General features: G+C 67.3%; 20 protein-coding genes and 2 pseudogenes. 12 read left to right on the top strand and 10 right to left on the bottom strand.

The window, feature by feature from the left end:
• Positions 1-357 precede the first annotated feature (357 nt).
• A complete protein-coding gene (gene lexA, locus TX88_RS14960; protein WP_044517833.1) occupies positions 358-1077 on the top strand; it encodes a transcriptional repressor LexA in 720 nt (239 codons plus the stop codon).
• Between the two features lie 50 nt (positions 1078-1127).
• Here the strand turns inward: lexA and TX88_RS14955 are convergent, their stop codons facing one another.
• Together TX88_RS14955 and TX88_RS14950 are read right to left on the bottom strand one after the other, a co-directional pair.
• Entirely contained in the window at positions 1128-3506 is a 2379-nt protein-coding gene (locus tag TX88_RS14955; RefSeq protein WP_044517831.1) for an LGFP repeat-containing protein, read from the bottom strand.
• 179 nt (positions 3507-3685) lie between these two features.
• Positions 3686-4847 (bottom strand): annotated as a pseudogene (locus TX88_RS14950) (acyl-CoA dehydrogenase family protein).
• 99 nt (positions 4848-4946) lie between these two features.
• On the opposite strand from TX88_RS14950, the gene TX88_RS14945 reads away from it, so the two are divergent.
• Both TX88_RS14945 and TX88_RS14940 read left to right on the top strand, forming a co-directional pair.
• Positions 4947-7235 carry a molybdopterin-dependent oxidoreductase gene (locus TX88_RS14945; RefSeq protein WP_044517830.1) on the top strand — a complete coding sequence of 763 codons (2289 nt, stop codon included), beginning with the start codon at positions 4947-4949 and terminating at the stop codon, positions 7233-7235.
• Between the two features lie 109 nt (positions 7236-7344).
• On the top strand, positions 7345-8886 hold the full coding sequence (locus tag TX88_RS14940) for a PE-PPE domain-containing protein (protein WP_044517828.1): 1542 nt from the start codon (positions 7345-7347) through the stop codon (positions 8884-8886).
• Between the two features lie 27 nt (positions 8887-8913).
• On the opposite strand, the gene hflX is transcribed toward TX88_RS14940, so the two are convergent.
• From hflX to TX88_RS14920, 4 genes and pseudogenes are all read right to left on the bottom strand, one after another.
• A complete protein-coding gene (gene hflX / locus TX88_RS14935; RefSeq protein ID WP_044517827.1) occupies positions 8914-10323 on the bottom strand; it encodes a GTPase HflX in 1410 nt (469 codons plus the stop codon).
• Positions 10324-10368: 45 nt separating this feature from the next.
• Positions 10369-11236: pseudogene (gene dapF, locus TX88_RS14930) on the bottom strand (diaminopimelate epimerase).
• 4 nt (positions 11237-11240) lie between these two features.
• Positions 11241-12149 (bottom strand): tRNA (adenosine(37)-N6)-dimethylallyltransferase MiaA, encoded by a 909-nt coding sequence (miaA, locus tag TX88_RS14925; protein WP_044517825.1) that lies wholly within the window; start codon positions 12147-12149, stop codon positions 11241-11243.
• Complete coding sequence (locus tag TX88_RS14920) at positions 12146-12832, bottom strand: class III extradiol ring-cleavage dioxygenase family protein (protein ID WP_044517824.1); 687 nt, start codon at positions 12830-12832, stop codon at positions 12146-12148. Before TX88_RS14920 ends, miaA begins: the two co-directional genes overlap by 4 nt.
• A 236-nt stretch (positions 12833-13068) precedes the next feature.
• Between TX88_RS14920 and TX88_RS14915 the strand changes: the two genes are divergently transcribed.
• The gene (locus tag TX88_RS14915) at positions 13069-14424 is read left to right on the top strand and encodes a DUF349 domain-containing protein (protein ID WP_044517822.1); all 1356 of its coding nucleotides are present in this window, start codon (positions 13069-13071) and stop codon (positions 14422-14424) included.
• Here TX88_RS14915 and TX88_RS14910 read toward each other — a convergent pair.
• The gene (locus TX88_RS14910) at positions 14421-15086 is read right to left on the bottom strand and encodes an Rv2732c family membrane protein (RefSeq protein ID WP_044517821.1); all 666 of its coding nucleotides are present in this window, start codon (positions 15084-15086) and stop codon (positions 14421-14423) included. The genes TX88_RS14915 and TX88_RS14910 overlap by 4 nt on opposite strands.
• A complete protein-coding gene (gene miaB / locus TX88_RS14905; RefSeq protein WP_044519417.1) occupies positions 15074-16594 on the bottom strand; it encodes a tRNA (N6-isopentenyl adenosine(37)-C2)-methylthiotransferase MiaB in 1521 nt (506 codons plus the stop codon). The genes TX88_RS14910 and miaB overlap by 13 nt, the downstream gene beginning before the upstream one ends.
• A 158-nt stretch (positions 16595-16752) precedes the next feature.
• Between miaB and TX88_RS14900 the strand changes: the two genes are divergently transcribed.
• From TX88_RS14900 to TX88_RS14885, 4 genes are read left to right on the top strand one after another with little or no spacing between them, the layout of a single operon-like run.
• Positions 16753-17481: an amino acid ABC transporter ATP-binding protein gene (locus TX88_RS14900; RefSeq protein WP_044517819.1), complete on the top strand. Its 729-nt coding sequence runs from the start codon at positions 16753-16755 to the stop codon at positions 17479-17481.
• 38 nt (positions 17482-17519) lie between these two features.
• Complete coding sequence (locus TX88_RS14895; protein ID WP_044517817.1) at positions 17520-18332, top strand: glutamate ABC transporter substrate-binding protein; 813 nt, start codon at positions 17520-17522, stop codon at positions 18330-18332.
• Between the two features lie 21 nt (positions 18333-18353).
• On the top strand, positions 18354-19034 hold the full coding sequence (locus TX88_RS14890; RefSeq protein WP_044517816.1) for an amino acid ABC transporter permease: 681 nt from the start codon (positions 18354-18356) through the stop codon (positions 19032-19034).
• Positions 19035-19065: 31 nt separating this feature from the next.
• Positions 19066-19959, top strand: coding sequence for an amino acid ABC transporter permease (locus TX88_RS14885; RefSeq protein ID WP_044517813.1), 894 nt, complete (start codon positions 19066-19068; stop codon positions 19957-19959).
• Here TX88_RS14885 and recX read toward each other — a convergent pair whose 3' ends face one another.
• Together recX and recA are read right to left on the bottom strand one after the other, a co-directional pair.
• Positions 19960-20523 (bottom strand): recombination regulator RecX, encoded by a 564-nt coding sequence (gene recX, locus TX88_RS14880; RefSeq protein WP_044517812.1) that lies wholly within the window; start codon positions 20521-20523, stop codon positions 19960-19962.
• A complete protein-coding gene (gene recA / locus TX88_RS14875) occupies positions 20492-21547 on the bottom strand; it encodes a recombinase RecA (protein ID WP_044517810.1) in 1056 nt (351 codons plus the stop codon). The genes recX and recA overlap by 32 nt, the downstream gene beginning before the upstream one ends.
• 209 nt (positions 21548-21756) lie before the next feature.
• Between recA and TX88_RS14870 the strand changes: the two genes are divergently transcribed.
• From TX88_RS14870 to TX88_RS14855, 4 genes are all read left to right on the top strand, one after another.
• Positions 21757-22086 carry a hydrogenase maturation nickel metallochaperone HypA/HybF gene (locus tag TX88_RS14870; protein WP_044517808.1) on the top strand — a complete coding sequence of 110 codons (330 nt, stop codon included), beginning with the start codon at positions 21757-21759 and terminating at the stop codon, positions 22084-22086.
• A gap of 1 nt (position 22087) precedes the next feature.
• Complete coding sequence (gene hypB, locus TX88_RS14865) at positions 22088-22876, top strand: hydrogenase nickel incorporation protein HypB (protein ID WP_044517806.1); 789 nt, start codon at positions 22088-22090, stop codon at positions 22874-22876.
• 119 nt (positions 22877-22995) lie between these two features.
• Entirely contained in the window at positions 22996-24051 is a 1056-nt protein-coding gene (locus TX88_RS14860) for an NADH-quinone oxidoreductase subunit B family protein (protein ID WP_044517805.1), read from the top strand.
• Positions 24052-24146: 95 nt separating this feature from the next.
• On the top strand, positions 24147-25946 hold the full coding sequence (locus TX88_RS14855) for a nickel-dependent hydrogenase large subunit (protein WP_044517803.1): 1800 nt from the start codon (positions 24147-24149) through the stop codon (positions 25944-25946).
• Position 25947 lies beyond the last annotated feature (1 nt).

Below are 25947 nucleotides of genomic sequence, written 5' to 3'. Positions count from 1 at the left end.
GGTGCGGCGGCGCCGAACTGGGCGCGGGCGCGCGGCGGCTGCGCCTTCTGCGTGGCCCGAACAGCGCTGGAACGGCTATCGGCGGGGATATCGATGATCGCCATCTGACTGCCTTTCGGTGGGTCTTATTCGCTCTTGTGTTCGAACATAGTCGCTCAAGTGTTCGATGGATAGAACATGTGATCGAACTGTTGCCAAACGATAGAACGGACCACCGACAAGTTCGGGCCGCGAAGTCGCACGACACCAGCGCCAGGCTCCTCATGAGCCCCTCGCGCACCCCACCAGCGGACACGCGCGCAACACGCGTCGAACACATGTTTGATTAATGTTCGACCAGCGACTACATTCGGCCCCATGAGCGACGACCGCAGCAGGGACGGCAGCATCGACAGCCCGGCCGGATCGGACAACGCGGGCCCACGCCGGGCCGAGGGCGGCCTCACCGACCGGCAACGGACCATCCTCGACGTGATCCGCGCGTCGGTGACCAGTCGCGGCTACCCGCCCAGCATCCGCGAGATCGGCGATGCGGTCGGCTTGACCTCGACCTCATCGGTCGCCCACCAGTTGCGCACCCTCGAACGCAAGGGCTACTTGCGGCGCGACCCCAACCGGCCGCGCGCCGTCGACGTGCGTGGCGCCGACGATCCGGCGGCCGCAGTGGTGTCCACCGATGTGGCCGGCTCCGACGCGCTACCCGAACCGACCTTCGTGCCGGTGCTCGGGCGTATCGCCGCGGGCGGCCCCATCCTGGCCGAGCAGGCCGTCGAGGACGTCTTCCCGCTGCCCCGCGAACTGGTCGGCGAGGGCTCGCTGTTCCTGCTCAAGGTCGTCGGAGACTCGATGGTCGACGCCGCGATCTGCGACGGCGACTGGGTGGTGGTGCGCCAGCAGAGCGTGGCCGACAACGGCGACATCGTGGCGGCCATGATCGACGGCGAAGCCACCGTCAAGACGTTCAAGCGGACGCGCGGTCAGGTCTGGCTCATGCCGCACAACCCGGCGTACGACCCGATCCCGGGTAACGACGCCGCGGTGCTCGGCAAGGTCGTCACCGTGATCCGCAAGATCTGACCGACCGAGATCGGGCCCGGCCGCACCTCGATGTGGCCGGGCCTTTCGATTCAGTCTGCTCGCACAAATCCGTTCGTGCGAGCGAATTCCTCACTGGCGAACCAGATCTCGGCCGTCGCGTCGTCGTACTCACTGCTGTCCGGTGCCCAGTAGCGGCCGGACTTCGTGTCGGCCTTGATCGGGTAACCCTCCGGTGCGCGGTTCGGGTCGTCCAGCGGTAGGTGAATGGCCGTGGCGCTGGGGATCTCATCGAGTTCGATGGCCGCATGGCGCCCACTGTGGGCCTCACTGCTGTAGGCCTCGCTGCTGCTGTAGGCCTCACTGCTGTAGGCCTCGGCCTCGGTGATGACCCGCGTCGGAGCGGTGTCGACGTTGTCCTGATCGCTCGGCACGGCCAAGCCCGCCGCCGCCGCGAAGCCTGCCGCCTCGCGCACTCCGCCGGCCGGGCTTGCGAGCGCCCGGGTATCCGTCAGGTCCTCGTCCGCGAGTTCCGCTTCGATCTCGCCTTCGGCGTCGTCGCCTTCGGCGACTTCCTCGAAGTCGGCATCTATCGGCGCGTCGAGATCCTCGTCCTCGTCGAAATCGTCGTCCTCGAAGTCATCTTCTTCGAAGTCGTCGTCATCGTCGAAGTCGTCGTCGTCCTGGTAGCCGCCGTCTTCGTAGCGGTCGTAGCGCTGTTGGGACTCCGGGCCGGCCAGCTGCGAGGAATCCTCGGGTGGCTCGTCCTCCTCGCCCGGCGCTCCGTAGCCGCCGGGCGATCCGTGCGGAGCGGCCCACTGACTGACCGGCATCGCGATGTCGGTGGGACCGTCGTACGGGGACGCCGCCGCGCCGCCCGCCGATTCCTCGCCCGGTCCGGCGAATCGCGCCGTCGTGGCCTCACCGGCACCGAAGGCGGAACTCGGCGCGTAACCCGCCTCCCGTGCCCCGCGCTCGTCGCCCAACTCGTCGTCGTACCCACGCGATTCGTAGCGCGTGTCGTCGTACCCGCCCTCGTCATAGTGCGGTTCACCGTGGCCGCCGTCGTAGTCGTCATCGAACGGATCGTGGTCGAAGTCGTCCTCGTCACCGGCCCGGCGGCGGTGCCAGAGCGCCGCCCCCACGATCAGGCCTGCGAGCAGCAGAACCGGGACCACCGCGATCAGCCACCACCAGCTCCAATGCCAGGAGAACGGCTTCTTGGTGTCCGGGCCGGAAGGCTGCGGACCGGTGGCGTGCGGCTGTCCCACACCCGGAACCTCCAGCCCGCTCAGCTCGGAGGCGAGTTTCGAGGGCTCGGTGGTGAACTTGTTGGCGTCGCGGTCCCAGGAGATCGCTCCCCCGCTGAACCGCTGACTGATGACGGTGCCGTCTTCGGTCTGGTCGGCCATCGGGGCGCCCAGTGCGCCCTTCGCCCCGCCGAGCTTGTCCCATGCCGCCTTCATCGCGCCGCGGACGATCACCGCGCCGTAATCGGGAGTCCAGAAGATGACGGGATTGTCGGCCGCGGCGAAGGTGCTGATCCGGCTGTTCGGGCCCAGCCCGCCCTCGGACTCGCTGGCGGTCGGGAAGCCCAGATCGCCCTCGGGACCGCCGACGCTCTCGTACTTCTCCAGCAGCTGGCCGGTGATGGCGTTGGCCCCGGTGGCCGGGGTGTAGAAGATCTTGCCGCCGGCGTAGTTCTGGCCGAACCCACCGTCGCCGATCGGGTACTGATCGCCGTCCTTGGCTCCCAGCGGGCCCATCGCCCCGCCTGCCGCGCGCCGCGCCGCTGCGATCGCCGCGGCGGGATCCGACGGGATGTCCAGGTCGGCGAGCTGATCGGCCAGCTCCGGCGGCTCGGTCGTGAACGCCTTGGTCTTGCGGTTCCAGGAGATCTCGCCGCCGGTGAACTTCTGAGAGCTCACGTCGCCGTCGAACGACTCATCTTCGGCCGGGACGCCCAGTACACCGGCGGAACCGCCGAGCTTGTCCCATGCGGCGTTGATGGCGCCCCGGACCACCCGGGCACCGGTCGCCGGGGTCCAGAAGATGACGGGATTGTCAGGCGCGCTCAACGTCGAGTTGCGGCTGTCGGGAGCACGCCCGGCGCCTTCGTCGATCGTGGGGAATCCCAGGTCGCCCTCGGCCGGGCCACCCAACGACTCGTACTTCTCCAGAATTGCGCCCTGCATGAAATGAGCGCCGGTCGCCGGGGTGAAGAACATCTTGCCCCCGGCGAAGTTCTGCGCGAAGCCCGAACCCGCTGCGTATACGCCGCCCTGACGCGGTCCCAGTGGACCACCGTCGCCGCCGCTGGCGTCCCAGGCGGCGGTGACCGCGGCGTCGGCGTCCGACTCCGGGGTGGCCGAAGCCACCGCGGGCACCATCAAACCAGCGACCACGAGTGCGAGCATGCCGACCGCCAACCGCCACACGGCCGCGCTCAGCCTCGCTCCAGGCCTAGTCATGCGCTCTCCCCGCTCGTTCGGCAAAGTTTTCTCAGAAATGTCCCGCCCCGACAACTTTGCTTCAGCAGGTGACGATAACCAACTAACGCGGCCGATCATGACCAAAAAAGCCCCAATATCTGGGTCTGGCGCCCCAGATTTGGGCTTTTCGGGGCGTCACGCTGGGTGATTCCGGTACGTCAGACACCCAGACTGCGTCCGATGATCTCCTTCATGATCTCGGTGGTGCCGCCGTAAATGGTCTGCACCCGGGCATCCAGGTAGGCCCGCGCGACCGGGTACTCCCGCATGTAGCCGTAGCCGCCGTGCATCTGCAGGCAGCGGTCGATGAGCTCGACCTGCTTCTCGGTGGAGTACCACTTGGCCATCGCGGCCTGCTCCACGGTCAGCTTCTCGTCGAGGTGCAGCCGGATGAACTCGTCGACCATCATCCGCACCACAGTGGCCTCGGTCGCCAGTTCGGCCAACAGGAATCGGCTGTTCTGGAAACTGCCGATGGGCTTGCCGAATGCCTTGCGCTCCTTGGTGTACTGCACCGTCTGCTCCAGCACCGCCTCCATCGCCGCGGCCGCCATGATGGCGATCGAGATGCGTTCCTGCGGCAGGTTCTGCATCAGGTAGACGAAGCCCTGGCCTTCCTCGCCGAGCAGGTTCTCGACAGGCACCTTGACATCGGTGAACGACAGTTCGGCGGTGTCCTGGGCGTCCAGGCCGATCTTGTCCAGGTGCCGGCCCCGCTCGAAGCCCTCCATGCCGCGTTCCACCACGACCAGGGAGAAGCCCAAGGCCCCCTTCTCGGGGTCGGTCTGAGCGACGACGATCACCAGATCGGCGTTGATGCCGTTGGTGATGAAGGTCTTCGACCCGTTGAGGACGTAGTGGTCGCCGTCGCGGACCGCCCGGGTCTTGATGCCCTGCAGGTCGCTGCCGGTACCGGGTTCGGTCATTGCGATCGCCGTGATCAATTCACCCGTGCAGAACTTGGGCAGCCAGCGCTGCTTCTGCTCCTCGGTGGCCAGCCGCAACAGGTAGGGCGCGACGACGTCGTTGTGCAGGCTGAAGCCGATGCCGCTGTAGCGGCCGGCGACGGTCTCCTCACAGACGATCGTGTTGTACCGGAAATCGTCGTTGCCGCCGCCGCCGTACTCCTCGGGCACCGCCATCCCGAGAAAGCCCTGCTTCCCCGCCTCGAGCCAGACGCCGCGGTCGACGATCTTGTCTTTTTTCCCACTGGTCGTGGAACGGCGCGACGTGCTTGTCCAGAAACGCCCGGTACGACTCGCGGAACAAGTCGTGCTCGGGCTCGAACAACGTGCGGTCGTACTTCACAACACTGCTCATGGTGTGACCTCCGGTACTGGTTACGGATTTGGGGCCAACCTATACCAACCGGGTGGTTGGTCAGCCCGGGTGGGTGCCTACCGCCCGTAAACTCGGGACATGCCCCAGTCCCCCGCGAGCCTCGCGCACTGGGGTGCCTTCACCGCCGACCTCGCCGGTGGCGACATCAGCGCCGTCACCCCGCTGGCCGGTGACGCCGACCCCTCGCCCTTGCTGGGCAACCTGGCCGGCTCGATCCGGCACCGCTCCCGGGTCGCCGGACCCGCGGTGCGCCGAGGCTGGCTGCGCGACGGCCCCGGCCCCAGCACGGAGCGGGGCGCCGACGAGTACGTCGCGGTGTCCTGGGACGAGCTCACCGAATTGCTGGCCGGCGAGCTGCGCCGGGTCGTCGACACCTACGGCAACGAGGCGATCTACGGCGGCTCCTACGGCTGGGCCAGCGCCGGACGCTTCCACCACGCCCAGAGCCAGGTGCACCGCTTTCTGAAAATGCTTGGCGGCTATACGTTTTCCCGCCATTCCTACAGCCTGGGCGCGACCGGGGTGATCATGCCGCGGGTGGTCGGGACCCACGACGACCTGTTCAAACGCTCCACCGACTGGGACGTCATCGCCGAGAACACCGACCTGCTGGTGTGCTTCGGCGGTGTCGCGCTGAAGAACACCGGCATCAATCACGGTGGCACCACGGCACATCCGGCCCGCGACGCGCTGCGCCGGTTGCGTGACCGCGGCGGGCAGATCGTGTCGTTGAGCCCGTTGCGCGACGACGTGGACGGAGACTGCCACTGGCTGGCCCCGGTCCCCGGCACCGACGTGGCGGTGATGCTCGCGCTGGCCCACGTTCTGGCCACCGAAGGCCTGGCCGATCTCGATTTCCTCGACACGCACTGCACCGGGTATCAGCGGTTCGAGCGGTACCTGCTGGGCCGCGACGACGGCGTCGCCAAGAGCCCGCAGTGGGCGTCGGCGATCAGCGGGCTGCCCGCCGAGGAACTGACCGCACTGGCCCGGCGGATGGCCGCCTCGCGCACCCTGGTCACCGTCAGCTGGTCGCTGCAGCGGGTCCGGCACGGCGAACAGGCTCCGTGGATGGGACTGACCCTGGCGGCGATGCTCGGCCAGATCGGGCTTCCCGGAGGAGGTTTCGGGCACGGCTACGGCTCGATGAACGAGCCGGGGCTGCCGCCGTTGCGCTGCGGCCTGCCCGCCCTGCCGCAGGGGCCCAACCCGGTGCAGACGTTCATCCCGGTCGCGGCGGTCACCGACATGCTGCTGCACCCAGGCCGGCCGTTCGACTACAACGGCCTGCAGCTGACCTACCCCGACATCAAGTGCGTGTACTGGGCCGGCGGAAATCCGTTCCACCATCACCAGAACATCCCGAGATTGCGCCGCGGCCTGTCCCGCGTCGACACCATCGTGGTGCACGACCCGTACTGGACCGCGATGGCCAAGCACGCCGACATCGTGGTGCCCTCGACCACCGCCTACGAGCGGGAGGACTACTCGGGTTCGCGTAACGACCCGCTGCTCGTGGCCATGCCCGCGCTGGCGCAACCGTATGCCGACTCCCGCGACGACTACACCACGTTCTCCGCCCTGGCCGAGCGGCTCGGCTTCGGCCCCCGGTTCACCGAGGGCCGCACAGCGCGCGAGTGGCTGGTCCACATGTATGAAAAGTGGTCTGCCGGGCTGGATTTCGAGGTGCCCGGATTCGACGAGTTCTGGGCCGCCGGACACGTGCGGCTTCCCACCGAACCGGGGCTGACGCTGCTCGCCGATTTCCGCTCCGACCCGGTCGGGCGCCGGCTGGCCACACCCAGCGGCCGCATCGAGATCTTCTCCGCCGAGATCGACGGGTTCGGCTACCACGACTGCACGGGCCACCCCCGCTGGTACGAGCCGACGGAGTGGCTCGGCGGGCGGCGCGCCCAGGCATATCCGTTGCACCTGCTGGCCAATCAGCCCGCCACCCGTCTGCACAGCCAACTCGACGGCGGCGCCACCAGTCAGTCGTCGAAAGTCCAAGGGCGCGAACCGATCCGGATCCACCCCGATGACGCGGCGGACCGCGGGCTCGCCGATGGCGACGTGGTGCGGGTATTCAACGACCGCGGGGCGTGCCTGGCCGGGGTGGTGATCGACGACCGGCTGCGCCCAGCCGTCGTGCAACTGTCGACCGGGGCCTGGTTCGACCCGGCGGATCCGGCCGACCCCGATTCGATGTGCGTCCACGGCAACCCCAACGTGCTCACCGAGGACGTCGGGACCTCTTCTCTGGCCCGTGGCTGCACCGGCGCGCACGTCCTGGTGCAGGTCGAGAAGTTCACCCGGGCGCTCCCCCCGGTGCGGGCACACGAGCCACCGCTGATCCGGACACGCTGAAACCGTTGGGCGGCCGCCACTTCGGCCGTTTGTGCGGTAGCGGTTGTGTGCCGGTGCAAAGATCCCCTTCAGCGCTGACCGCGGCGTCAGCAGAAGGAGATCCTGGCCGATGCGATTCTCACCCCGTTCTGCTGCCAGGTCGCTGCTGGTCGGCGCCGTGGCCCTGTCCGGTTCCGCCGCGATAGCGGTCACCACGACCTTCACCGCCGACGTCGTGCTCAGCGCCACGGTCCTGGTGGTTCCAGGTACCGGCACACCGAACCCGGCGTTGTCGCAGAACTACGAGGATCACGCGGTCCAGTACTACGTGGCACCGGGCAGCACCTGCACCGACGTGACGTGTGTCGGTGTTCCCTACATCGCCCAGTTCTGGCCGTTCCCGTTCGCGGGGTGGGGCGGGCTGGAGGGCGCCAAGTGGAACGTCTCGGTGCAGAGCGGCGTCTCGAGTCTGGCCACCGCCTACGGTGCGCAGCTGGCCCCGCCGGCTCCCGGCCAAGAGCAGAATTACAACCCGGACCACGAGGTCGTGATCTTCGGCTATTCGCAGGGCGCCACCGTCGCAGGCATCTACAAGCGCGACCTCGCATATCTCAACAACCCAGGCGACCCGACGTTGCCCACCAACGTCTCGTTCGTCCTGATCGGCAACCCGAACCGGCCCAACGGCGGCTTGTTCGAGCGTCTCGCAGCGCTGGGCACCGTGCCCGTCCTGGATGCGACGTTCGGCAATCCGACGCCTACCGACACCGCGCCCGACGGAGTGATCAACACCGATGACATCGCACTGCAGTACGACGGCGTCGCCGACGCACCGTCCTGGGTGCTGAACCCGTTGTCCCTGGTCAATGCGCTCGCCGGGTTCGAATACGTACACGGCACCTACCTGGCCCCGAAAGGCGGTGACGAGGCCGGCGCGACGCCTTACGGCTACACACCCGAGCAGGTGCAGGCCGCGGTCGCGAATGCCCAGGCCAACTGCTCGGAGGCCACTCACTGCCAGGTGCACGGCGACACCCGCTACATCACGCTGCCGGCGAAGTATCTGCCGATCATGCAGCCGCTGATCGACCTCGGCGCGGCGACCGGAACGTCCGCCGTGGTGATCCCGCTCGTCGATCTGGTCTCACCGGCGATGCAGACATTGATCGAAACCGGCTACGACCGTGGCGATTACGGTAGCCCGACGCCGTTCCAGCTGGTGCCGAGGGTCAACCCGGTGAAGCTCGTCACCGACCTCATCAACGACATCCCCGAGGGAATCCGGGCAGCACAAAACCCTGGCCTCGACCCATTGCCGGGCTGGTCTGACCCCACCGAACCCGCCACCACCGCCAACGTGCAAGACGCCGTGAAGGTTTCGAGTACGGCGGCCGGCACACCCGGGTCGCCCAAGCTTCCCGAACTGCCCAAACTCAATGTGCTCAAGGTGAACCCGCTGGCCGAGACGACCACCGACGGCGAGGACACGCCGGCCACCGAGATCAAGCGACCCAAGCTGCGGGCCGGCGACATCCACCCGGCGCGGGACCTGGCGAAGTCGATCCGCAGCACCGTGCGCAAGGCACTGGGTGGCCAGAACACCTCAGAGGGCGCCAAGGGCAAGGCGAAGGTCAAGGCGGCCAACACCACCGAGAAGAAGCCCGCGGCCTGAGACCCGCGGCACGGCCGACGAGCCGGATCAGAAGGTGGCGAACTCGCTCAGGCTCGCCGCGAGCGCCATGGGTACACGCGCCTTGATCCGGGTGCCCTCGGTGGTGTGCTCGGTGGCGTCCACCCGGCCCTCGGCGTGCACCCGCGCAACCAGGTCCCCGCGGTCGTAGGGAATCGTCACGTCCACCGTGGCATCGGTGGGCGGGATCATCTCCGCCATCCGGGCCCGCAGCCGGTCCAGCCCGTCACCGGTGTGCGCCGAGACGAACACCGCGTCGGGCAGGGCGCGCCGCAGCGCGGCCAGCCCCAGACCGGTGGCAGCGTCGATCTTGTTGACCACCAACAGCTCCGGCGGTGGGGCGATGTCGTACTCGGCGACCACATCGTTGATCACCTGACGGACCGCGTTGATCTGTGCCAGCGGATGCTCGTCGGAGCCGTCCACCACGTGCACCAGCAGGTCCGCGTCCACCACCTCTTCGAGGGTGGACCGGAACGCCTCGACCAGCTGGGTGGGCAGATGCCGGACGAAGCCGACGGTATCGGTCAGCACGAATGGCCGCCCGTCGTCGAATTCTCCACGCCGCGTGGTGGGTTCGAGCGTTGCGAACAGGGCGTTCTCCACCAGCACACCGGCCCCGGTCAGCGCGTTGAGCAGGCTGGACTTGCCGGCGTTGGTGTAGCCGACGATGGCCACCGAGGCGGAATCCGAGGACAGCCGCCGGCTGCGCTGGGTGTCGCGGATCTTCTTCATGTCGCGAATCTCGCGGCGCAGCTTGGCCATCCGCTCACGGATGCGGCGGCGGTCGGTTTCGATCTTGGTCTCACCGGGACCACGGGTTCCCACGCCGCCACCGGCCCCGCCGGCGCGACCGCCGGCCTGGCGCGACATCGATTCACCCCAGCCGCGCAGCCGGGGCAGCATGTACTCCATCTGGGCCAGCGACACCTGCGCCTTGCCCTCCCGGCTCGTGGCGTGCTGGGCGAAGATGTCCAGGATCAGCGCGGTGCGGTCGATGACCTTGACCTTGACCACCTTCTCCAGCGAGTTGAGCTGCGCGGGTGACAGCTCGCCGTCGCAGATGACGGTGTCGGCCCCGGTCGCGAGCACCACCTCGCGCAGTTCGACGGCCTTGCCCGAGCCGATGTACGTGGACGGATCGGGCTTGTCGCGGCGCTGGATGAGCCCCTCGAGCACTTCCGAACCCGCGGTCTCGGCCAGCGCCGCCAACTCGGCCAGGCTGGCATCGGCATCGGCCGCGCTGCCCTCGGTCCACACGCCGACCAGGACCACGCGCTCCAGCCTCAGCTGGCGGTATTCGACCTCGGTGACGTCGGTGAGTTCGGTGGACAGCCCGGCGACGCGGCGCAGTGAGGCGCGGTCTTCGAGGGCCAGCTCACCGGTGCTGGGAGTGACGGGATGTTCTGGATGAGTCATATGTACTTACAGGTTGTCACGTGGATCGGGCCGCGCGCACCCCAATTAGGCGTGCGCAGCGTTCCACCACTCGTCGCTCAGCTCGCCACGGGCCACCAGTACCGAGGGGCCACGCAGGTAGCTCGTGGACTCGGTGATGGTCACGGTGACCTCACCGCCGGGGATCCGCACCCGCAACGTCCCGGTGTCCGCGCCCTCATGTGCCAGGGCCGCGAGCGTGGCGGCGACGGTGCCGGTGCCACAGGAGCGGGTCTCGCCGACGCCGCGCTCGTGCACGCGCATCGACACCGCGCCGTCGACCGGAACGGTGAGGACCTCGACGTTGACGCCCTCGGGGAACAGCTGCTCGTCGAAGGACACCGGCGCACCCACATCGAGGGCCGCCAACTCGCCCTCGGTCAGCCCGACACAGGCCAGATGCGGATTGCCCACGTCGACGGCCACCCCGCTGACGCTGCGGCCACCGACCACCGCGGTTCCCGAGCCGAACCGGTTGGCCTTGCCCATCTCGACGGTGACGTCCGCGGTGGTGTCGTCGACGTCGTGCAGCACCACCGGACGTGGCCCGGCCAGCGAGCCGACCACGAACTCGTCGGCGGATTCCAGCCCGGAGGCACGCAGGTAGTGCGCGAAAACCCGCACCCCGTTGCCGCACATCTGGGCGATCGAGCCGTCGGCGTTGCGGTAGTCCATGTACCAGTCGGAGGCCGCGACCCCGTCGGGAAGTCGCTCGAAAAACGCCGGCGGCCTGCGCCGCGCCTGCGGTCGTCACCCGGAGCACGCCGTCGGCACCCAGGCCGCGGCGGCGGTCGCACAGCGCGGCCACGGCGGCCGGCGTCAGCGACAGCGCGGCGTCGAGGTCGGGCAGCACCACGAAATCGTTCTGCGTGCCGTGCCCTTTAGCGAAGATCACCTGTTCAGGATACGTGCCGCCACACCCGCAACGCGTCGTGCACCAGCCCGTCGGCCGCCCCGTCCAGCCACACCACCCGATGATCGCGCCGGAACCAGGAGCGCTGGCGGCGTACATAGCGGCGGGTGCCGATGAACGTCGGTTCCCGTGCCGCGGCGCCGTCTCCCCCGCCGTCGAGGTCGGCCAGCACCTGCGCGTAACCGAGGGCACGTGCGGCGGTGACCCCGTCACGCAGCCCGCGGCCGATCAGTGCCCGCACCTCGTCCACCAGGCCCCCGGTGAACATCAGGTCGGTGCGCCGCTCCAGACGCTCATCGAGAATGGTTGTCTCCCAATCCAATCCGATGATCGCCGTATCCCAGCGGGGAGTACCGATACTCGGCGCCGAGGCGGCGAACGGCCGGCCGGTGAGTTCGACGACCTCCAGGGCCCGCACGATCCGCCGACCGTCGGTGGGCAGGATCGATGACCCCGCGGCGGGGTCCACCCGGGTCAGCTCGACATGCAGGGCGGCCACCCCGACCTCGGCCAGGCGGGCCTCCCACCGGGCCCGCACCTGTGGATCGGTCGCCGGAAATGTCCATTCGTCGAGCAGCGATTGGATGTAGAGCATCGAGCCGCCGACGATCACCGGGACAGCGCCGCGGGCCGCGATCGCCTCGACGTCGGCGGAGGCGTCCTGCTGGTACCGGGCCACCGTGGCGGTCTCGGTGACCTCCAGGACATCGAGCTGGTGGTGCGGGATGCCGCGCCGCTCGGCGACGGGCAGCTTGGCCGTGCCGATGTCCATGCCGCGGTAGAACTGCATCGCGTCGGCGTTCACGATTTCGCCGCCCAGTTGCTCGGCAACCGCCAATGCCAGGTCCGATTTCCCGGTGCCGGTGGGCCCGATGATCGCGATCGGCCGCGTCATGGCAGCCATTCGCCGACGAAGTAGCCGACCCCGTAGGGCGCACCGCGGTACATCTCACGCGCCGAGCCGGGAGCGGATCCGGTCAGGCCCGCCAGCACCTGGAAGGCCACCCTGCCGAGTACCGGCTCGGGCAACTCGACCAGCGCGGCGAGGTCACCGGTGGCCAGCGCGTCATCGAGATCCTGCTGCGTGGCAGGAGAATCAGGCAGGTAACCGCCAGGGGCCGAGGGCGTGAGGGTGTGCAACCCGTCGGCCACGATCAGGACGCCGACCTGCTCCGGGGACTCGTCGATCCGGGCCCGCAGCGCGCGGCCCCGGGCCAGCGCCTCACCTACCGGGTGCGACGCGGCGTAGGCGTGCACCTCGATCCCGGCATCGGGGGTGGCCTGGCCGCGGATCCACCCGGCCACCAGCACACACAACGGCAGTTCGGCCGGCTCGCCCACCAGGTCGGGCCCGAGCGCCACCGGGACGTCGACGCCGTAGCCGGCGAAGGTCCCGGCACAGTCGGGCCCGTACACCTCGTCGCGGGGGCCGACGCCGACAGCCAGCCAGCGCGCGGGCAGCGAACCCGCTGCGGCGATCACCGCGTCGCGCAACCCGGCCACCTCGGCCGCGGCCGAACCCACGAGTTCGGGCACGAGAACCGGCGTGGCGGGGACGATCGCGATGGCGCTCAGCACGTCACCAAACTAATGCGCGGCCCCCGCTGTGCTGCGAGGAGTGCTGGTGAATGGCACCGGCGACACCGCCGGATCCGGTCGATCCGTCGCCGCCGGGCGGAGTTTGTCAGGGCATTGAGCCGAAAGCCATGGGCATGGCCCAGCACGACCTGCTTGAATAACGGACAAGCGACAGCATCAGGCGCCGCGTCGCGCGGCAGATGCGCGGGCAACCGCGCGGAGTACGAGGAGCGGATATGACAACCAGTGAGCCAGGCGGAACCACCCCCCCGACCACCTCCGGGCCCACGCCGAAGCCCACGCCCTCGCCTATCCCAAGGCCCGGCCCACCCCGCCCCGTTCCGCGCCCCAGCCGGGTTGCCCCGGTGGTCGCGGTGGCGCCGACCGGCGATCCACACCGGTTCGGACGGGTGGACGACGACGGCACGGTGTGGTTGATCAGCGGATCCGGTGAGCGCGTCATCGGCTCATGGCAGGCCGGCGACACCGAATCGGCATTCGCCCACTTCGGCAGGCGCTTCGATGATCTGCACACCGAGGTGGCCCTACTGGAACGCCGGCTCACCTCCGGCACCGGCGATGCCCGCAAGATCAAGTCGGCGGCGGCCGCACTGGCCGAAAGTCTGCCCACCGCAGCGGTTCTCGGCGACGTCGATTCCCTGAGCACGCGACTGACGGCGATCCTGGAACACGCCGACGCCGCCGCCGCGACCGAGCGGGCCCAGCGTGACGAGCACCGCGCCGCGCAGACCTCACGCAAGGAGGCCCTGGCCGCCGAGGCCGAGGATCTGGCCGCGAACTCCACCCAGTGGAAGTCCGCCGGTGACCGCCTGCGCGAGATCCTCGACGAGTGGCGCACCATCACCGGGCTGGACCGCAAGCTCGACGACGCCCTGTGGAAGCGCTACTCGAGCGCGCGGGAGACGTTCAACCGCCGCCGGGGCTCGCACTTCGCCGAGCTCGACCGCGGCCGGGTCGGCGCCCGCCAGGTCAAGGAAGGGCTGTGCGAACAGGCCGAGCAGCTGTCCTCCTCGACCGACTGGGGCGGCACCGCCGCGGCCTTCCGCGACCTGCTGTCCCAGTGGAAGACCGCAGGACGCGCCGCCAAGGACGTCGACGACGCACTGTGGCACCGGTTCAAGGCCGCCCAGGACACGTTCTTCGGGGCCCGCAACGCCGCAAACGCCGAACGCGACGCCGAGTTCAAGGCCAATGCCACCGCCAAGGAGGCGCTGCTGGCCGAGGCCGAGAAGATCGACACGACCGATCTGGATGCGGCCCGTGCGGCATTGCGGACCATCGGCGACAAGTGGGACGCGATCGGCAAGGTTCCGCGCGAACGCTCCGCTGACCTGGAACGACGACTGCGCGCCGTGGAGAAGAAGGTCCGCGACGCTCCGGCCGGTGGCGTCGATCCCGAGGCCCAGGCTCGCGCCGACCAGTTCCGCTCACGTGCCGAGCAGTTCGAGAAGCAGGCCGAGAAGGCGGAGGCCGCCGGGCGGGCCAAGGACGCGGCCGAGGCCAGGGCGAGCGCCGAACAGTGGCGTCAGTGGGCCGACGCGGCAGCGGAGGCGCTGGGCAAGCGCAGTTAGGCCTGGTCCGGCCGGTCCGGCTTCTTGCCGGACGGGTCGGACTTGGTGACGTCGGACTTGGTGACGTCGGGCTTGGTGACGTCGGGCTTGGGCGTGCCGGCACCGGGGATGCCCAGCACGCCGTGCTGCTGTTGCTCCGCGGCCTGGCGGCGACGATCCTCCTCGGCCGCCAACTGCAGTGCGGTGCGCGACCACACCACCCGCGCCCAATGGAAGGTCAGCAGGATCACCGCCAGCCAGCCGAGGATCAGCCCGATCCCGGGGCCGGGATGGCCGGCAGCGGTCTGACGCGACCACACTGCGAGCATCCCGAGCGCGCTGGCGACCGCCGAACCGGCCAGGGCTACCCAGGCCAGCGCCCAGCGGCGGGTGATCAGCGCCAAGGTCGAGAACCCGACCGAGAACACCAGCGCCAGCCAGGTGAACACCCGCGAAGGCAGTGAGATGCCGTCGGCGACGGCCGTGGCGTCACCGACCAGAACGTCGAAGCCCTTGCTGGAGCCGGTGTGCGGCAGCACGAACGACAGCAGCACCACGAACACCAGGATCGCCACCACCATCGCGCGCGGACCCGAGTCGAACTCCCGGGTGACCTTGCGTTCGACGGCGGCGAGGTCGTCCTCGAACCGCTCGAAGTCGCCTTCGTTACTCAACAGCCACATCCTCCTGATGACGGCGGGGTCTCCGGCGCACCGATCCGCGGCAGCCCCAGTCCGACGCCGGTACGGGGGCGCTGCCCGGCCGCGTGGGCGTCGCCGGCGCGGGTGCGCCGATGGCTCGCCAGCGGGGCGTCGGCGATCAGATGGTGCGGCGCGGCGCCGGTCACGGTCGTCGTCACGATGTCGCCGGGCCGAATGTCGTTGTCGCTGGGGGCGAAATGCACCAGGCGCCCGTCGCGCGCCCGGCCCGACATGCGAGCGGTGGCGGCGTCCTTGCGTCCCTCGCCCGTCGCGACCAACAGCTCGACCGCCCGGCCGATCTGAGCCTGGTTCTCCTCCAGGGAGATTCGCTCCTGCAGGTCGATCAGGCGCTGATAGCGTTCGGTGACTACAGCTTTCGGCAGCTGGTCAGGCATCTCGGCGGCCGGGGTGCCGGGCCGGATGGAGTACTGGAAGGTGAAGGCCGCGGCGAACCGGGACCGCTCGACGACGTCGAGGGTGGCCTGGAAATCCTCCTCGGTCTCACCGGGGAAACCGACGATGAGGTCGGTGGTGATCGCAGCGTCCGGGATCGCAGCCCGGACCTTGTCGATGATGCCCAGGTAGCGGTCGGCCCGGTACGAACGGCGCATCGCCTTCAGGATGCGGTCCGAACCGGACTGCAGCGGCATGTGCAGCGTGGGGCAGACGTTGGGGGTCTGCGCCATCGCCTCGATCACGTCGTCGGTGAACTCGGCCGGGTGCGGTGAGGTGAACCGGACCCGTTCCAGCCCCTCCACGTCGCCGCAGGCGCGCAGCAGCTTGGCGAACGCGCTGCGGTCCCGCGGTACGTCAGGGTCGGCGAACGACACGCCGTAGGCATTGACGTTCTGCCCCAACAGGGTGACCTCGAGCACGCCCTGGTCGGCCAGGGTCTGCACCTCTGCCAGGATGTCGCCGGGCCGACGGTCCACCTCTTTACCGCGCAACGACGGCACGATGCAGAACGTGCAGGTGTTGTTGCAGCCCACCGAGATCGACACCCACGCCGCGTACGCGGACTCGCGCGTCGCGGGCAGGGTCGACGGAAACTCCTGCAACGCCTCGACGATCTCGACCTGGGCGGCGCGGTTGTGGCGGGCCCGCTCCAGCAGCGTGGGCAGCGACCCGATGTTGTGGGTGCCGAAGACCACGTCGACCCAAGGGGCCTTCTTCAGAACGGCGTCGCGGTCCTTCTGGGCCAGGCAACCGCCGACGGCGATCTGCATGTTCGGGTCGGAGTTCTTACGCGGGGCCAGGTGGCTGAGGTTGCCGTAGAGCTTGTTGTCGGCGTTCTCCCGAACCGCACAGGTGTTGAACACCACGATGTCGGCGTCGGAACCGTCCTCGGCCCGCCGGTATCCGGCGTCCTCCAGCAGGCCCGACAGCCGCTCGGAGTCATGCACGTTCATCTGGCAGCCGTAGGTACGGACCTGATAGGTGCGCACGGCACGCAGTTCGGCCGGGTCGGCCGTCGCGTCCCGGTTCACCATCGTCGTCACGGCCTCAATGGTACGGAGGCGCCCAAAACGTTAACGCGGCGGATTCACGAGATCCGGGCAGGCTGGACGTTCCCTGGGTAAGGTCACCTGCCATGGGAAGCCCCGGCGAGCAGCCGCAGGTCGACAATGCAGCACTTCTAGATGTGCCGATGATCTCGCTGTCGGGAGTCAACAAACACTTCGGACCGCTGCACGTACTGAACGACATCAACCTCGAAGTGGGCCGTGGCCAGGTCGTCGTGGTGCTCGGCCCGTCAGGTTCGGGCAAGTCCACGTTGTGCCGCACGATCAACCGGCTGGAGACCATCGACTCCGGCAGCATCGCGATCGACGGCCAGGCACTGCCGGCCGAGGGCCGCAAACTGGCCCAGCTGCGCTCCGATGTCGGCATGGTGTTCCAGTCCTTCAACCTGTTCGCGCACAAGACGATCCTGGAGAATGTCACGCTGGCGCCGGTGAAGGTGCGCCGGAAGTCCAAGGCCGAGGCACGCGAGAAGGCGATGGCCCTGCTGGATCGCGTCGGGGTGGCCAATCAGGCCGACAAGTACCCGGCCCAGCTGTCGGGTGGTCAGCAGCAACGCGTCGCCATCGCACGCTCGCTGGCCATGAACCCGAAGGTCATGCTGTTCGACGAGCCCACCAGCGCCCTGGACCCCGAGATGATCAACGAGGTTCTGGCCGTGATGACCTCGCTGGCCGGCGAGGGCATGACGATGGTGGTGATCACCCACGAGATGGGCTTCGCCCGCCGGGCATCCGACCGGGTGGTGTTCATGGCGGACGGCGCGATCGTCGAGGACGCACCCCCGGCCGAGTTCTTCGACAATCCGAAATCCGATCGCGCCAAAGATTTTCTCGGCAAGATCCTCCATCACTGACGCTCCGCACTGACGCTGCACCCGAAAGGAACCCGAACATGCCATTCGTGCCGTTCAAGTTGGTCGGTACCCTCGCGCTCGCGATCGCGCTCCCCTTCGCCGCGACGGCCTGTGGCGGCGGCGGTGACTCGAGCAAGATTGTCATCGGCACCAAGTACGACCAGCCCGGGCTCGGCCTGAAGAAACCCGACGGCACCATGTCCGGCTTCGACGTCGACGTGGCCAAGTACGTGGCCAACGAACTCGGCTACCCCGAGGACAAGATCGAATGGAAAGAAGCCCCCTCGCCGCAGCGCGAGACGCTGATCCAGAACGGTCAGGTCGAGTACATCGTGGGCACCTACTCGATCACGGATGCACGCAAGGAGAAGGTCGACTTCGCCGGCCCGTACCTGCTGACCGGGCAGAGCCTGCTGGTCCGTGCGGACAACACCGACATCACCGGGGCGGCTTCGCTGGAGAACAACAAGAAGCTGTGCTCGGTGTCGGGTTCGACCCCGGCCCAGCGGATCAAGGACGAGTACCCGAAGGTGCAGTTGCAGCAGTACGACACGTACACGCTGTGCCTGGATGCGCTCAAGAGCGGTGCCGTGGACGCGTTGACCACCGATGAGGTGATCCTGGCCGGGTACGCCGCGCAGAGCCCGGGCACCTTCAAGATCGCCGGTGACACCTTCTCCGAGGAGCGCTATGGCATCGGCCTGAAGAAGGGCGACACCGAGTTGCGCAACAAGATCAATACCGCGCTCGAGAAGATGGAGTCCAGCGGCGCCTGGAAGGAAGCGTTCGAGCGCAACCTCGGCCCCGCCGGTATCCCCACCCCGGCACCGCCCGCCGTCGACCGCAGCTGATCCGGAGACAGCGCACCGACTGTGGAGATATTCGATGCATACCGCGATCAGATATTCGCGGCGTTCTGGACCACCATCCAGCTCACGGTGTACTCCGCGATCGGTGCGCTGATCCTGGGCACGGTGCTGGCCGCCATGCGCCTGGCGCCGGTGCCGGTGCTCAATTGGCTCGGCGCCGCGTACGTGAACGTCATCCGCAACACTCCCCTGACCCTGATCATCGTGTTCTGTGCGCTCGGGGTCGGGCAGACCCTGCGGATCACCCTGGTCGACCCGCATTCACCGACATCGATCGCCGACAGCAACTTTCGCCTGGCCGTACTCGGATTGACGGTCTATACCGCGTCTTTCGTTTGCGAGACGGTGCGCTCCGGGGTCAACACGGTGCCGATGGGTCAGGCCGAGGCCGCCCGGTCACTGGGTTTGTCCTTCGGGCAGAACCTGCGATTGATCCTGCTGCCGCAGGCATTTCGCGCGGTGATCATCCCGCTCGGATCGGTATTGATCGCATTGACGAAGAACACCACGATCGCGTCGGCGATCGGCGTGGCGGAAGCCGCATTGTTGATGAAGGAGATGATCGAGTCGACCGCCGCCGTGCTCACCGTCGGTGCCATCATGGCCGCCGGTTTCATCCTGCTGACGTTGCCCCTGGGGCTGCTTTTCGGGTGGTTGGGTAAGCGGCTGGCGGTGGCTCGGTGATGAGCGCTTGCGCGAAGAACGGACAGGCACGATGAGCGCATCAGTCCTGTTCGACGCCCCGGGGCCGCGGGCGCGGGCACGCAACTTCGTCCTGGCGGTGCTGGCCGCGTTCGGCGCAATCGCGCTGATCGTGTTCGTGCTCTACCGACTCTGGGAAAGAGATCAACTCCAGCCCGAGAAGTGGAAACCGTTCCTCACCTCGGATCTGTGGGTCACCTACGTGCTGCCCGGGGTGCAGGGAACGCTGACCGCGGCGGCGGTGTCGATCGTTTTCGCCCTGATTCTGGGCATGGTGCTCGGTGTCGGTCGACTGTCACCGATTGCTCCGATCCGATGGATCTGCTCGGTCATCGTGGAGTTCTTCCGCGCGGTGCCGGTGCTGATCATGATGCTGTTCGCGTTTTTCCTCTTCGGCATGTACGACGTGTTCCCGTCCAAGTACATCGCGCTGGCCGGAGTGGTGACGGGGCTGACGCTCTACAACGGGGCGGTGATCGCCGAAATCGTTCGAGCCGGCGTCCATTCCCTTCCCCGTGGGCAGCAGGAGGCCGCGTGGTCGCTGGGAATGACGTGGACGCAGACCATGCGGCTGATCCTGTTGCCGCAGGCGATCACGGCGATGCTGCCGGTACTGGTTTCGCAACTGGTCGTGGTGCTCAAGGACACCGCCATCGGTTACCAGATCACGTTCGTGGAGATGGTGCGTCAGGGTACGAACATCGGATCGGCCTACGGCAACATCCTGCCCGCCCTGATCGTCATCGCGATCTTGATGATCAGCGTCAACATGGCATTGTCGTCGCTGGCCACCAGGATCGAGCAGCGCTTGCGTCGTTCCAGCCGAGGACCCGCGCCGCTGGAGGCCGAGGCCGTCGAGCAGGAAGGCGCACCGGGCGCGCAGGTATTGCACGCCCAACGCGACTGATCACACCCGGCGGCGCTCGCGTTCGCCGGCCAGCTCGACGCTGACGACGTCGAAGGCCATCGACTGGTTGTAGCCGCGGCGAGCCAGCATGCCGACCAGCCTGCGGGTCACCTTCACGTCGCCGTCTTCGTCGTCGAGCCGTTCGCGGCGTAGTTTGTCACGGACCAACTGCTCGGCCCGTTGCCGTTCGGCAGCCGGATCCAGGTCGGCCAGCGCCGCGTCGATGACGTCGTTGTCCACGCCCTTCTTGCGAAGCTCGACGGCCAAGGCGCGCTTACCTTTTCCCGCGTTGGCGTGCCGGGACCGCACCCACTGCTCGGCGAAGTCCTCGTCATCGATCAGGCCGACCTGGGTGAGCCGGTCGAGCACCTTGGCACTGAGGTCCTCTTCGTAACCCCGTTTGGTGAGCTGTTCGGTCAACTCAGCGCGGGTGCGGGCCCGTACGGTGAGCAGGCGCAGGCAGACATTCTTGGCCTGCTCCTCACGTTTGCGAGGATCTTGCGCCTGCTCCCCCTCGGGCGTACCCGACGGCTCAGAAATCAACCGGGGCGGGAAGGACTTCATCAGCCTTCGCCTCGGCCGTCACGACAGCACCGATGCCGAGCTTTTCCTTGATCTTCTTCTCGATCTCGTTGGCGACATCGATGTTCTCCAGCAGGAACTTGCGGGCGTTCTCCTTGCCCTGGCCCAGCTGCTCACCCTCATAGGTGAACCAGGACCCGGACTTGCGGATGAAGCCGTGCTCGACGCCCATGTCGATGAGCGAGCCTTCGCGGCTGATGCCGTGGCCGTACAGGATGTCGAACTCGGCCTGCTTGAACGGCGGCGAGACCTTGTTCTTGACGACCTTGACGCGGGTCCGGTTACCGACCGCGTCGGTGCCGTCCTTGAGCGTCTCGATGCGCCGGACGTCCAGACGGACCGAGGCGTAGAACTTCAAAGCCTTACCACCCGTGGTGGTTTCGGGCGAGCCGAACATCACGCCGATCTTCTCGCGGAGCTGGTTGATGAAGATCGCGGTGGTGCCCGAGTTGTTCAGCGCACCGGTCATCTTGCGCAGCGCCTGGCTCATCAGGCGGGCCTGCAGACCCACGTGGCTGTCACCCATCTCACCCTCGATCTCGGCGCGGGGCACCAGGGCTGCCACCGAGTCGATCACCAGGATGTCCAGCGCGCCCGAGCGCACCAGCATGTCGGCGATCTCCAGCGCCTGCTCGCCGGTGTCGGGCTGGCTCACCAGCAGTGAATCGGTGTCCACCCCGAGCTTCTTGGCGTACTCGGGATCCAGGGCATGCTCGGCGTCGATGAACGCCGCGATGCCGCCGGCGGCCTGGGCGTTGGCCACCGCGTGCAGTGCCACAGTGGTCTTACCCGAGGATTCCGGGCCGTAGATCTCGACTACGCGGCCGCGCGGCAGGCCACCGATGCCGAGTGCCACATCCAGAGAAATCGAACCGGTGGGGATCACCGAGATCGGCTGGCGCACCTCCTCGCCGAGGCGCATCACCGAGCCTTTACCGAAGTTCTTGTCGATCTGGGCCATCGCCAGTTCGAGCGCTTTTTCGCGATCCGGGGCCTGGGGCGCCATGGGAGTCTCCGTCCTAGTGATGTTCGGTGATCGGTTTCGATCAGTTGGCCGTGACGCTAGAGGCAGCCACCGACAAGTCGGCTTGACCAGCATCTCGCCATCGCATGTCGACCACAGTAGACGAACACGTGTTCGATTCAAGTAGACACGCCGTACGTGCACTCAAACCGGCCTATCGTGGGAGCATCCGGCCCGGAGACGGGGCAGCGATGCACGAGATGGCGATCACCCAGAGTGTTGTCGACGCGGTGTGTGAGCACGCCGCAGGCCGCCGTGTGCACAGCGTGAAGCTCGAGGTGGGCGCGTTGTGCGCGGTCGTCCCGGACTCCATGCTCTTCTGCTTCGACCTGGTCACCCAGGGCACGGTGGCCGACGGCGCCCGCCTCGACCTCGACATCCACCCGGGAGCGGCACACTGCCGCAGCTGCGGAGCGCAGTTCGACCTGCCCGATCTGATCCTGTTGTGCCCGTGCGGAAGCGCCGACGTCGAGGTGACCGACGGCCGGGAACTGCGGATTCTCTCGATGGAAGTGAGCTGACATGTGCGCAACCTGCGGCTGCGGTCAGGACGGAGCCGTCATCACCCTGGCCGGCCATGACCATCCCCACGATCACGACCATCCCCACGACCACCACCACGACCATTCCCACGGCGACCACGAGCACACCGAGACCGTCTCGCTGGAACAGAAGGTGCTGGCCAAGAACGACCTCATCGCCGAGCAGAACCGGCAGTGGCTGGCCGAACGCGGCATCCTGGCGCTCAACGTCACCAGCTCACCGGGAGCGGGCAAGACGACGCTGCTCGAACGGACCATTCGTGAGCTCGGCGCGACCCGCACGGTGACGGTGATCGAAGGAGACCAGGAGACGCTGCTCGATGCCGACCGGATCCGGGCCGCGGGGGCACGCGCGGTTCAGGTCAACACCGGCGCCGGATGCCACCTGGATGCGGCCATGGTCGGGCGCGCCCTGGAGACCCTCGATCCCGAGCCCGGGACTCTGCTGTTCATCGAGAACGTCGGCAACCTGGTCTGCCCGGCATTGTTCGATCTCGGCGAACACAGCAAGGTCGTAGTCGTATCGGTCACCGAAGGCACCGACAAACCATTGAAGTATCCGCACATGTTCGCCGCGGCAGGCCTGGTGATCCTCAACAAGATCGACCTGCTCCCCTACGTCGACTTCGACGTCGAAACCTGTTGCCGCCATGCACGATCCGTCAATCCCGACGTCACGATCCTGCCGACGTCGGCTACCCGCGGCGATGGGCTCGACGCTTGGTACGCCTGGGTTGACGCACACGTAAACACCACGCCGGCGCACTAGCCTGTTGACAAGACAACCACCCAGGAAACTATCCCGGAGTTTGAGGTCTCAAGCAGGCTGCGCGCGGCTAAGCTCGAGCCATTGGGGCCGTCAGCCCTGGCCCCGGAAAGCTGTGACCTATGCCAACCGAGGCAGCAGTCAAAGCAGAAGAGGCACTGATCCACGTGCTGTGGATCAACGCCGGTCTGAGTTGTGATGGCGATTCGGTGGCGTTGACTGCCGCCACCCAGCCGAGCATCGAGGAGATCGCCCTCGGGGCGCTTCCCGGTCTTCCCAAGATCGCCGTCCATTGGCCCCTGATCGACTTCGAGTGCGGACCGAGCGGGGGCGCCGACGATTTCCTGTCGTGGTTCTTCAAGGCCGAACGAGGCGAACTGGAGCCCTTCGTCCTGGTCGTCGAGGGATCGATCCCCAACGAGCAGGTCAAGGAAGAGGGTTATTGGTGCGGTTTCGGCAACAATCCCGCGACCAACCAGCCGATGACCACCAGCGAATGGCTGGACCGACTCACGCCCAAGGCCACCGCCGTTGTCGCCGTCGGCACCTGCGCCACCTACGGCGGCATCCACGCGATGGCCGGTAACCCAACCGGCGCGATGGGTGTGCCCGACTATCTCGGCTGGGACTGGAAGAGCAAGGCCGGCATTCCGATCGTCTGTGTTCCCGGTTGCCCTGCGCATCCAGACAACATGGCCGAGACCTTGACGTATCTGCTGTACATGGCCACCGACCAGGCTCCGATGATCCCGCTGGACGAGGAGTTGCGCCCCACGTGGCTGTTCGGCAAGACCGTCCACGAGGGATGCGACCGGGCGGGCTATTACGAGCAGGGCGACTTCGCGACCGAATACGGATCGCCGAAATGCATTGTGAAACTGGGCTGCTGGGGACCTGTGGTCAAGTGCAACGTCCCAAAGCGCGGCTGGATCAACGGCATCGGCGGTTGCCCGAATGTCGGCGGCATCTGCATCGGGTGCACGATGCCGGGATTCCCGGACAAGTTCATGCCGTTCATGGACGAGCCGCCGGGCGGCAAGGTGTCGACCGCGGCATCAGGCCTCTACGGCTCGGTCATCCGCAGCCTGCGGCACGTCACGGGCCACACCGTCGACAAAGAGCCCAAGTGGCGGCATCGCGGTACGAAGCTCGACACCGGAGCCACCCGCACCTGGTAGACCGGGCGGACCGCCGGTTCGTCATCCCGACCGCGACGCCATCGCGTACGTCGGAGCCCGTTGTCTTACAGACGTTTACACGAAAGTGAAGTTCGATGACCGGAACAATAATTCCCGAGCCGTCCCAAGTGAAGCGCGAGCCCGGTCAACTGGTGGAGATGGCCTGGGATCCCATCACGCGCATCGTCGGCAGCCTGGGCATCTACACCAAGATCGACTTCGAGAACCGCGAGGTGGTCGAGTGCCACAGCACCTCGTCGATCTTCCGCGGTTATTCGATCTTCATGAAGGGCAAGGACCCTCGCGACGCTCACTTCATCACCAGCCGCATCTGCGGTATCTGCGGGGACAATCACGCGACCTGTTCGTGCTACTGCCAGAACATGGCCTACGGGGTCAAACCCCCGCATCTGGGCGAATGGCTGGTCAACCTCGGCGAGGCCGCGGAATACATGTTCGACCACAACATCTTCCAGGAGAACCTGGTCGGCGTGGACTACTGCGAGAAGATGGTGTCCGAGACCAACCCGAGCGTGCTGGCCAAGGCGGAGAACACCGCGGCACCACATGCCGACGCGCACGGCCACCGCACGATCGCCGACATCATGCGTGCGCTCAACCCGTTCACCGGTGAGTTCTACCGAGAGGCACTGCAGGTCAGCCGGTGGACCCGGGAGATGTTCTGCCTGATGGAAGGCCGCCACGTGCACCCGTCGACGCTGTATCCGGGCGGCATCGGGACGACCGCGACCATTCAGCTCATGACCGACTACATGACGCGGCTGATGCGCTACGTCGAGTTCATGAAGAAGGTCGTGCCGATGCACGACGATCTCTTCGACTTCTTCTACGAAGCCCTGCCCGGCTACGACAAGGTCGGCCTCCGGCGCACCCTGCTGGGATGCTGGGGATCCTTCCAGGATCCCGAGGTCTGCAACTTCGCCTACAAGGACATGGAGCGCTGGGGCGACGCCATGTTCGTCACTCCCGGCGTGGTGGTGGACGGCAAACTGCTGACGCATTCACTGGTCGACATCAACCTCGGGATACGAATTCTGTTGGGCCACAGCTACTACGACGACTGGACCGACCAGGAGATGTTCGTCAAGACCGATCCGCTCGGTAATCCGATCGACCGGCGCCACCCGTGGAACCAGCACACCAATCCCAAGCCGCAGAAGCGCGATTTCGACGAGAACTACAGCTGGGTCATGTCGCCACGGTGGTTCGACGGCAAGGACCATCTCGCCCTCGACACCGGCGGCGGCCCGCTCGCGCGGCTGTGGTCCACCGCGCTGGCCGGCATCGTCGACATCGACTACGTCAAGGCCACGGGCAGCAGTGTCCAGATCAACCTGCCCAAGACCGCGCTCAAGGGCCCCGTCGAGCTGGAGTGGAAGATCCCGGCCAAGGGCAGCAACACCATCGAACGCAATCGGGCCCGCACGTACTTCCAGGCGTATGCCGCCGCCTGCGCGCTGCACTTCTGCGAGAAGGCGCTCGTCGAGATCCGTGCCGGCCGCACCAAGACCTGGGAACCCTTCGAGGTTCCCGACGAGGCCATCGGGTGCGGCTTCACCGAAGCGGTGCGCGGGGTGCTGAGCCATCACATGGTCATCCGTGACGGCAAGATCGCCAACTACCACCCGTATCCGCCGACACCGTGGAACGCCAATCCGCGCGACAGCTACGGCACCCCCGGCCCGTACGAGGACGCGGTGCAGGGCCAGCCGATCTTCGAGGAGAACGATCGGGAGCATTTCAAGGGCATCGACGTCATGCGGACGGTGCGCAGTTTCGATCCGTGTCTGCCCTGCGGGGTGCACATGTACCTGGGCAACGGAAAGTCGTTGGAGCTGATGCACTCCCCCACTCAATCCGCTACCGGGGAATAAC

This window comes from Mycolicibacterium septicum DSM 44393 (genome assembly GCF_000455325.1).
In the GTDB taxonomy this organism is placed as follows: domain Bacteria; phylum Actinomycetota; class Actinomycetes; order Mycobacteriales; family Mycobacteriaceae; genus Mycobacterium; species Mycobacterium septicum.
This window is presented reverse-complemented; position numbering and strand designations above follow the sequence as displayed.

Bases quoted from the DNA above. Each gene is read 5' to 3' on its own strand.
- TX88_RS14910 (WP_044517821.1), bottom strand. From the start codon at position 15,086: ATGTGGCTGTTGAGTAACGAAGGCGACTTCGAGCGGTTCGAGGACGAC.
- TX88_RS14915 (WP_044517822.1), top strand. From the start codon at position 13,069: ATGACAACCAGTGAGCCAGGCGGAACCACCCCCCCGACCACCTCCGGG.
- hflX (WP_044517827.1), bottom strand. From the start codon at position 10,323: ATGACTCATCCAGAACATCCCGTCACTCCCAGCACCGGTGAGCTGGCC.
- TX88_RS14895 (WP_044517817.1), top strand. From the start codon at position 17,520: ATGCCATTCGTGCCGTTCAAGTTGGTCGGTACCCTCGCGCTCGCGATC.
- hypB (WP_044517806.1), top strand. From the start codon at position 22,088: ATGTGCGCAACCTGCGGCTGCGGTCAGGACGGAGCCGTCATCACCCTG.
- TX88_RS14870 (WP_044517808.1), top strand. From the start codon at position 21,757: ATGCACGAGATGGCGATCACCCAGAGTGTTGTCGACGCGGTGTGTGAG.
- miaB (WP_044519417.1), bottom strand. From the start codon at position 16,594: ATGGTGAACCGGGACGCGACGGCCGACCCGGCCGAACTGCGTGCCGTG.
- TX88_RS14855 (WP_044517803.1), top strand. From the start codon at position 24,147: ATGACCGGAACAATAATTCCCGAGCCGTCCCAAGTGAAGCGCGAGCCC.
- TX88_RS14955 (WP_044517831.1), bottom strand. From the start codon at position 3,506: ATGACTAGGCCTGGAGCGAGGCTGAGCGCGGCCGTGTGGCGGTTGGCG.
- lexA (WP_044517833.1), top strand. From the start codon at position 358: ATGAGCGACGACCGCAGCAGGGACGGCAGCATCGACAGCCCGGCCGGA.
- recA (WP_044517810.1), bottom strand. From the start codon at position 21,547: ATGGCGCCCCAGGCCCCGGATCGCGAAAAAGCGCTCGAACTGGCGATG.
- recX (WP_044517812.1), bottom strand. From the start codon at position 20,523: ATGAAGTCCTTCCCGCCCCGGTTGATTTCTGAGCCGTCGGGTACGCCC.
- TX88_RS14940 (WP_044517828.1), top strand. From the start codon at position 7,345: ATGCGATTCTCACCCCGTTCTGCTGCCAGGTCGCTGCTGGTCGGCGCC.
- TX88_RS14860 (WP_044517805.1), top strand. From the start codon at position 22,996: ATGCCAACCGAGGCAGCAGTCAAAGCAGAAGAGGCACTGATCCACGTG.
- TX88_RS14885 (WP_044517813.1), top strand. From the start codon at position 19,066: ATGAGCGCATCAGTCCTGTTCGACGCCCCGGGGCCGCGGGCGCGGGCA.
- TX88_RS14900 (WP_044517819.1), top strand. From the start codon at position 16,753: ATGATCTCGCTGTCGGGAGTCAACAAACACTTCGGACCGCTGCACGTA.
- TX88_RS14945 (WP_044517830.1), top strand. From the start codon at position 4,947: ATGCCCCAGTCCCCCGCGAGCCTCGCGCACTGGGGTGCCTTCACCGCC.
- miaA (WP_044517825.1), bottom strand. From the start codon at position 12,149: ATGACGCGGCCGATCGCGATCATCGGGCCCACCGGCACCGGGAAATCG.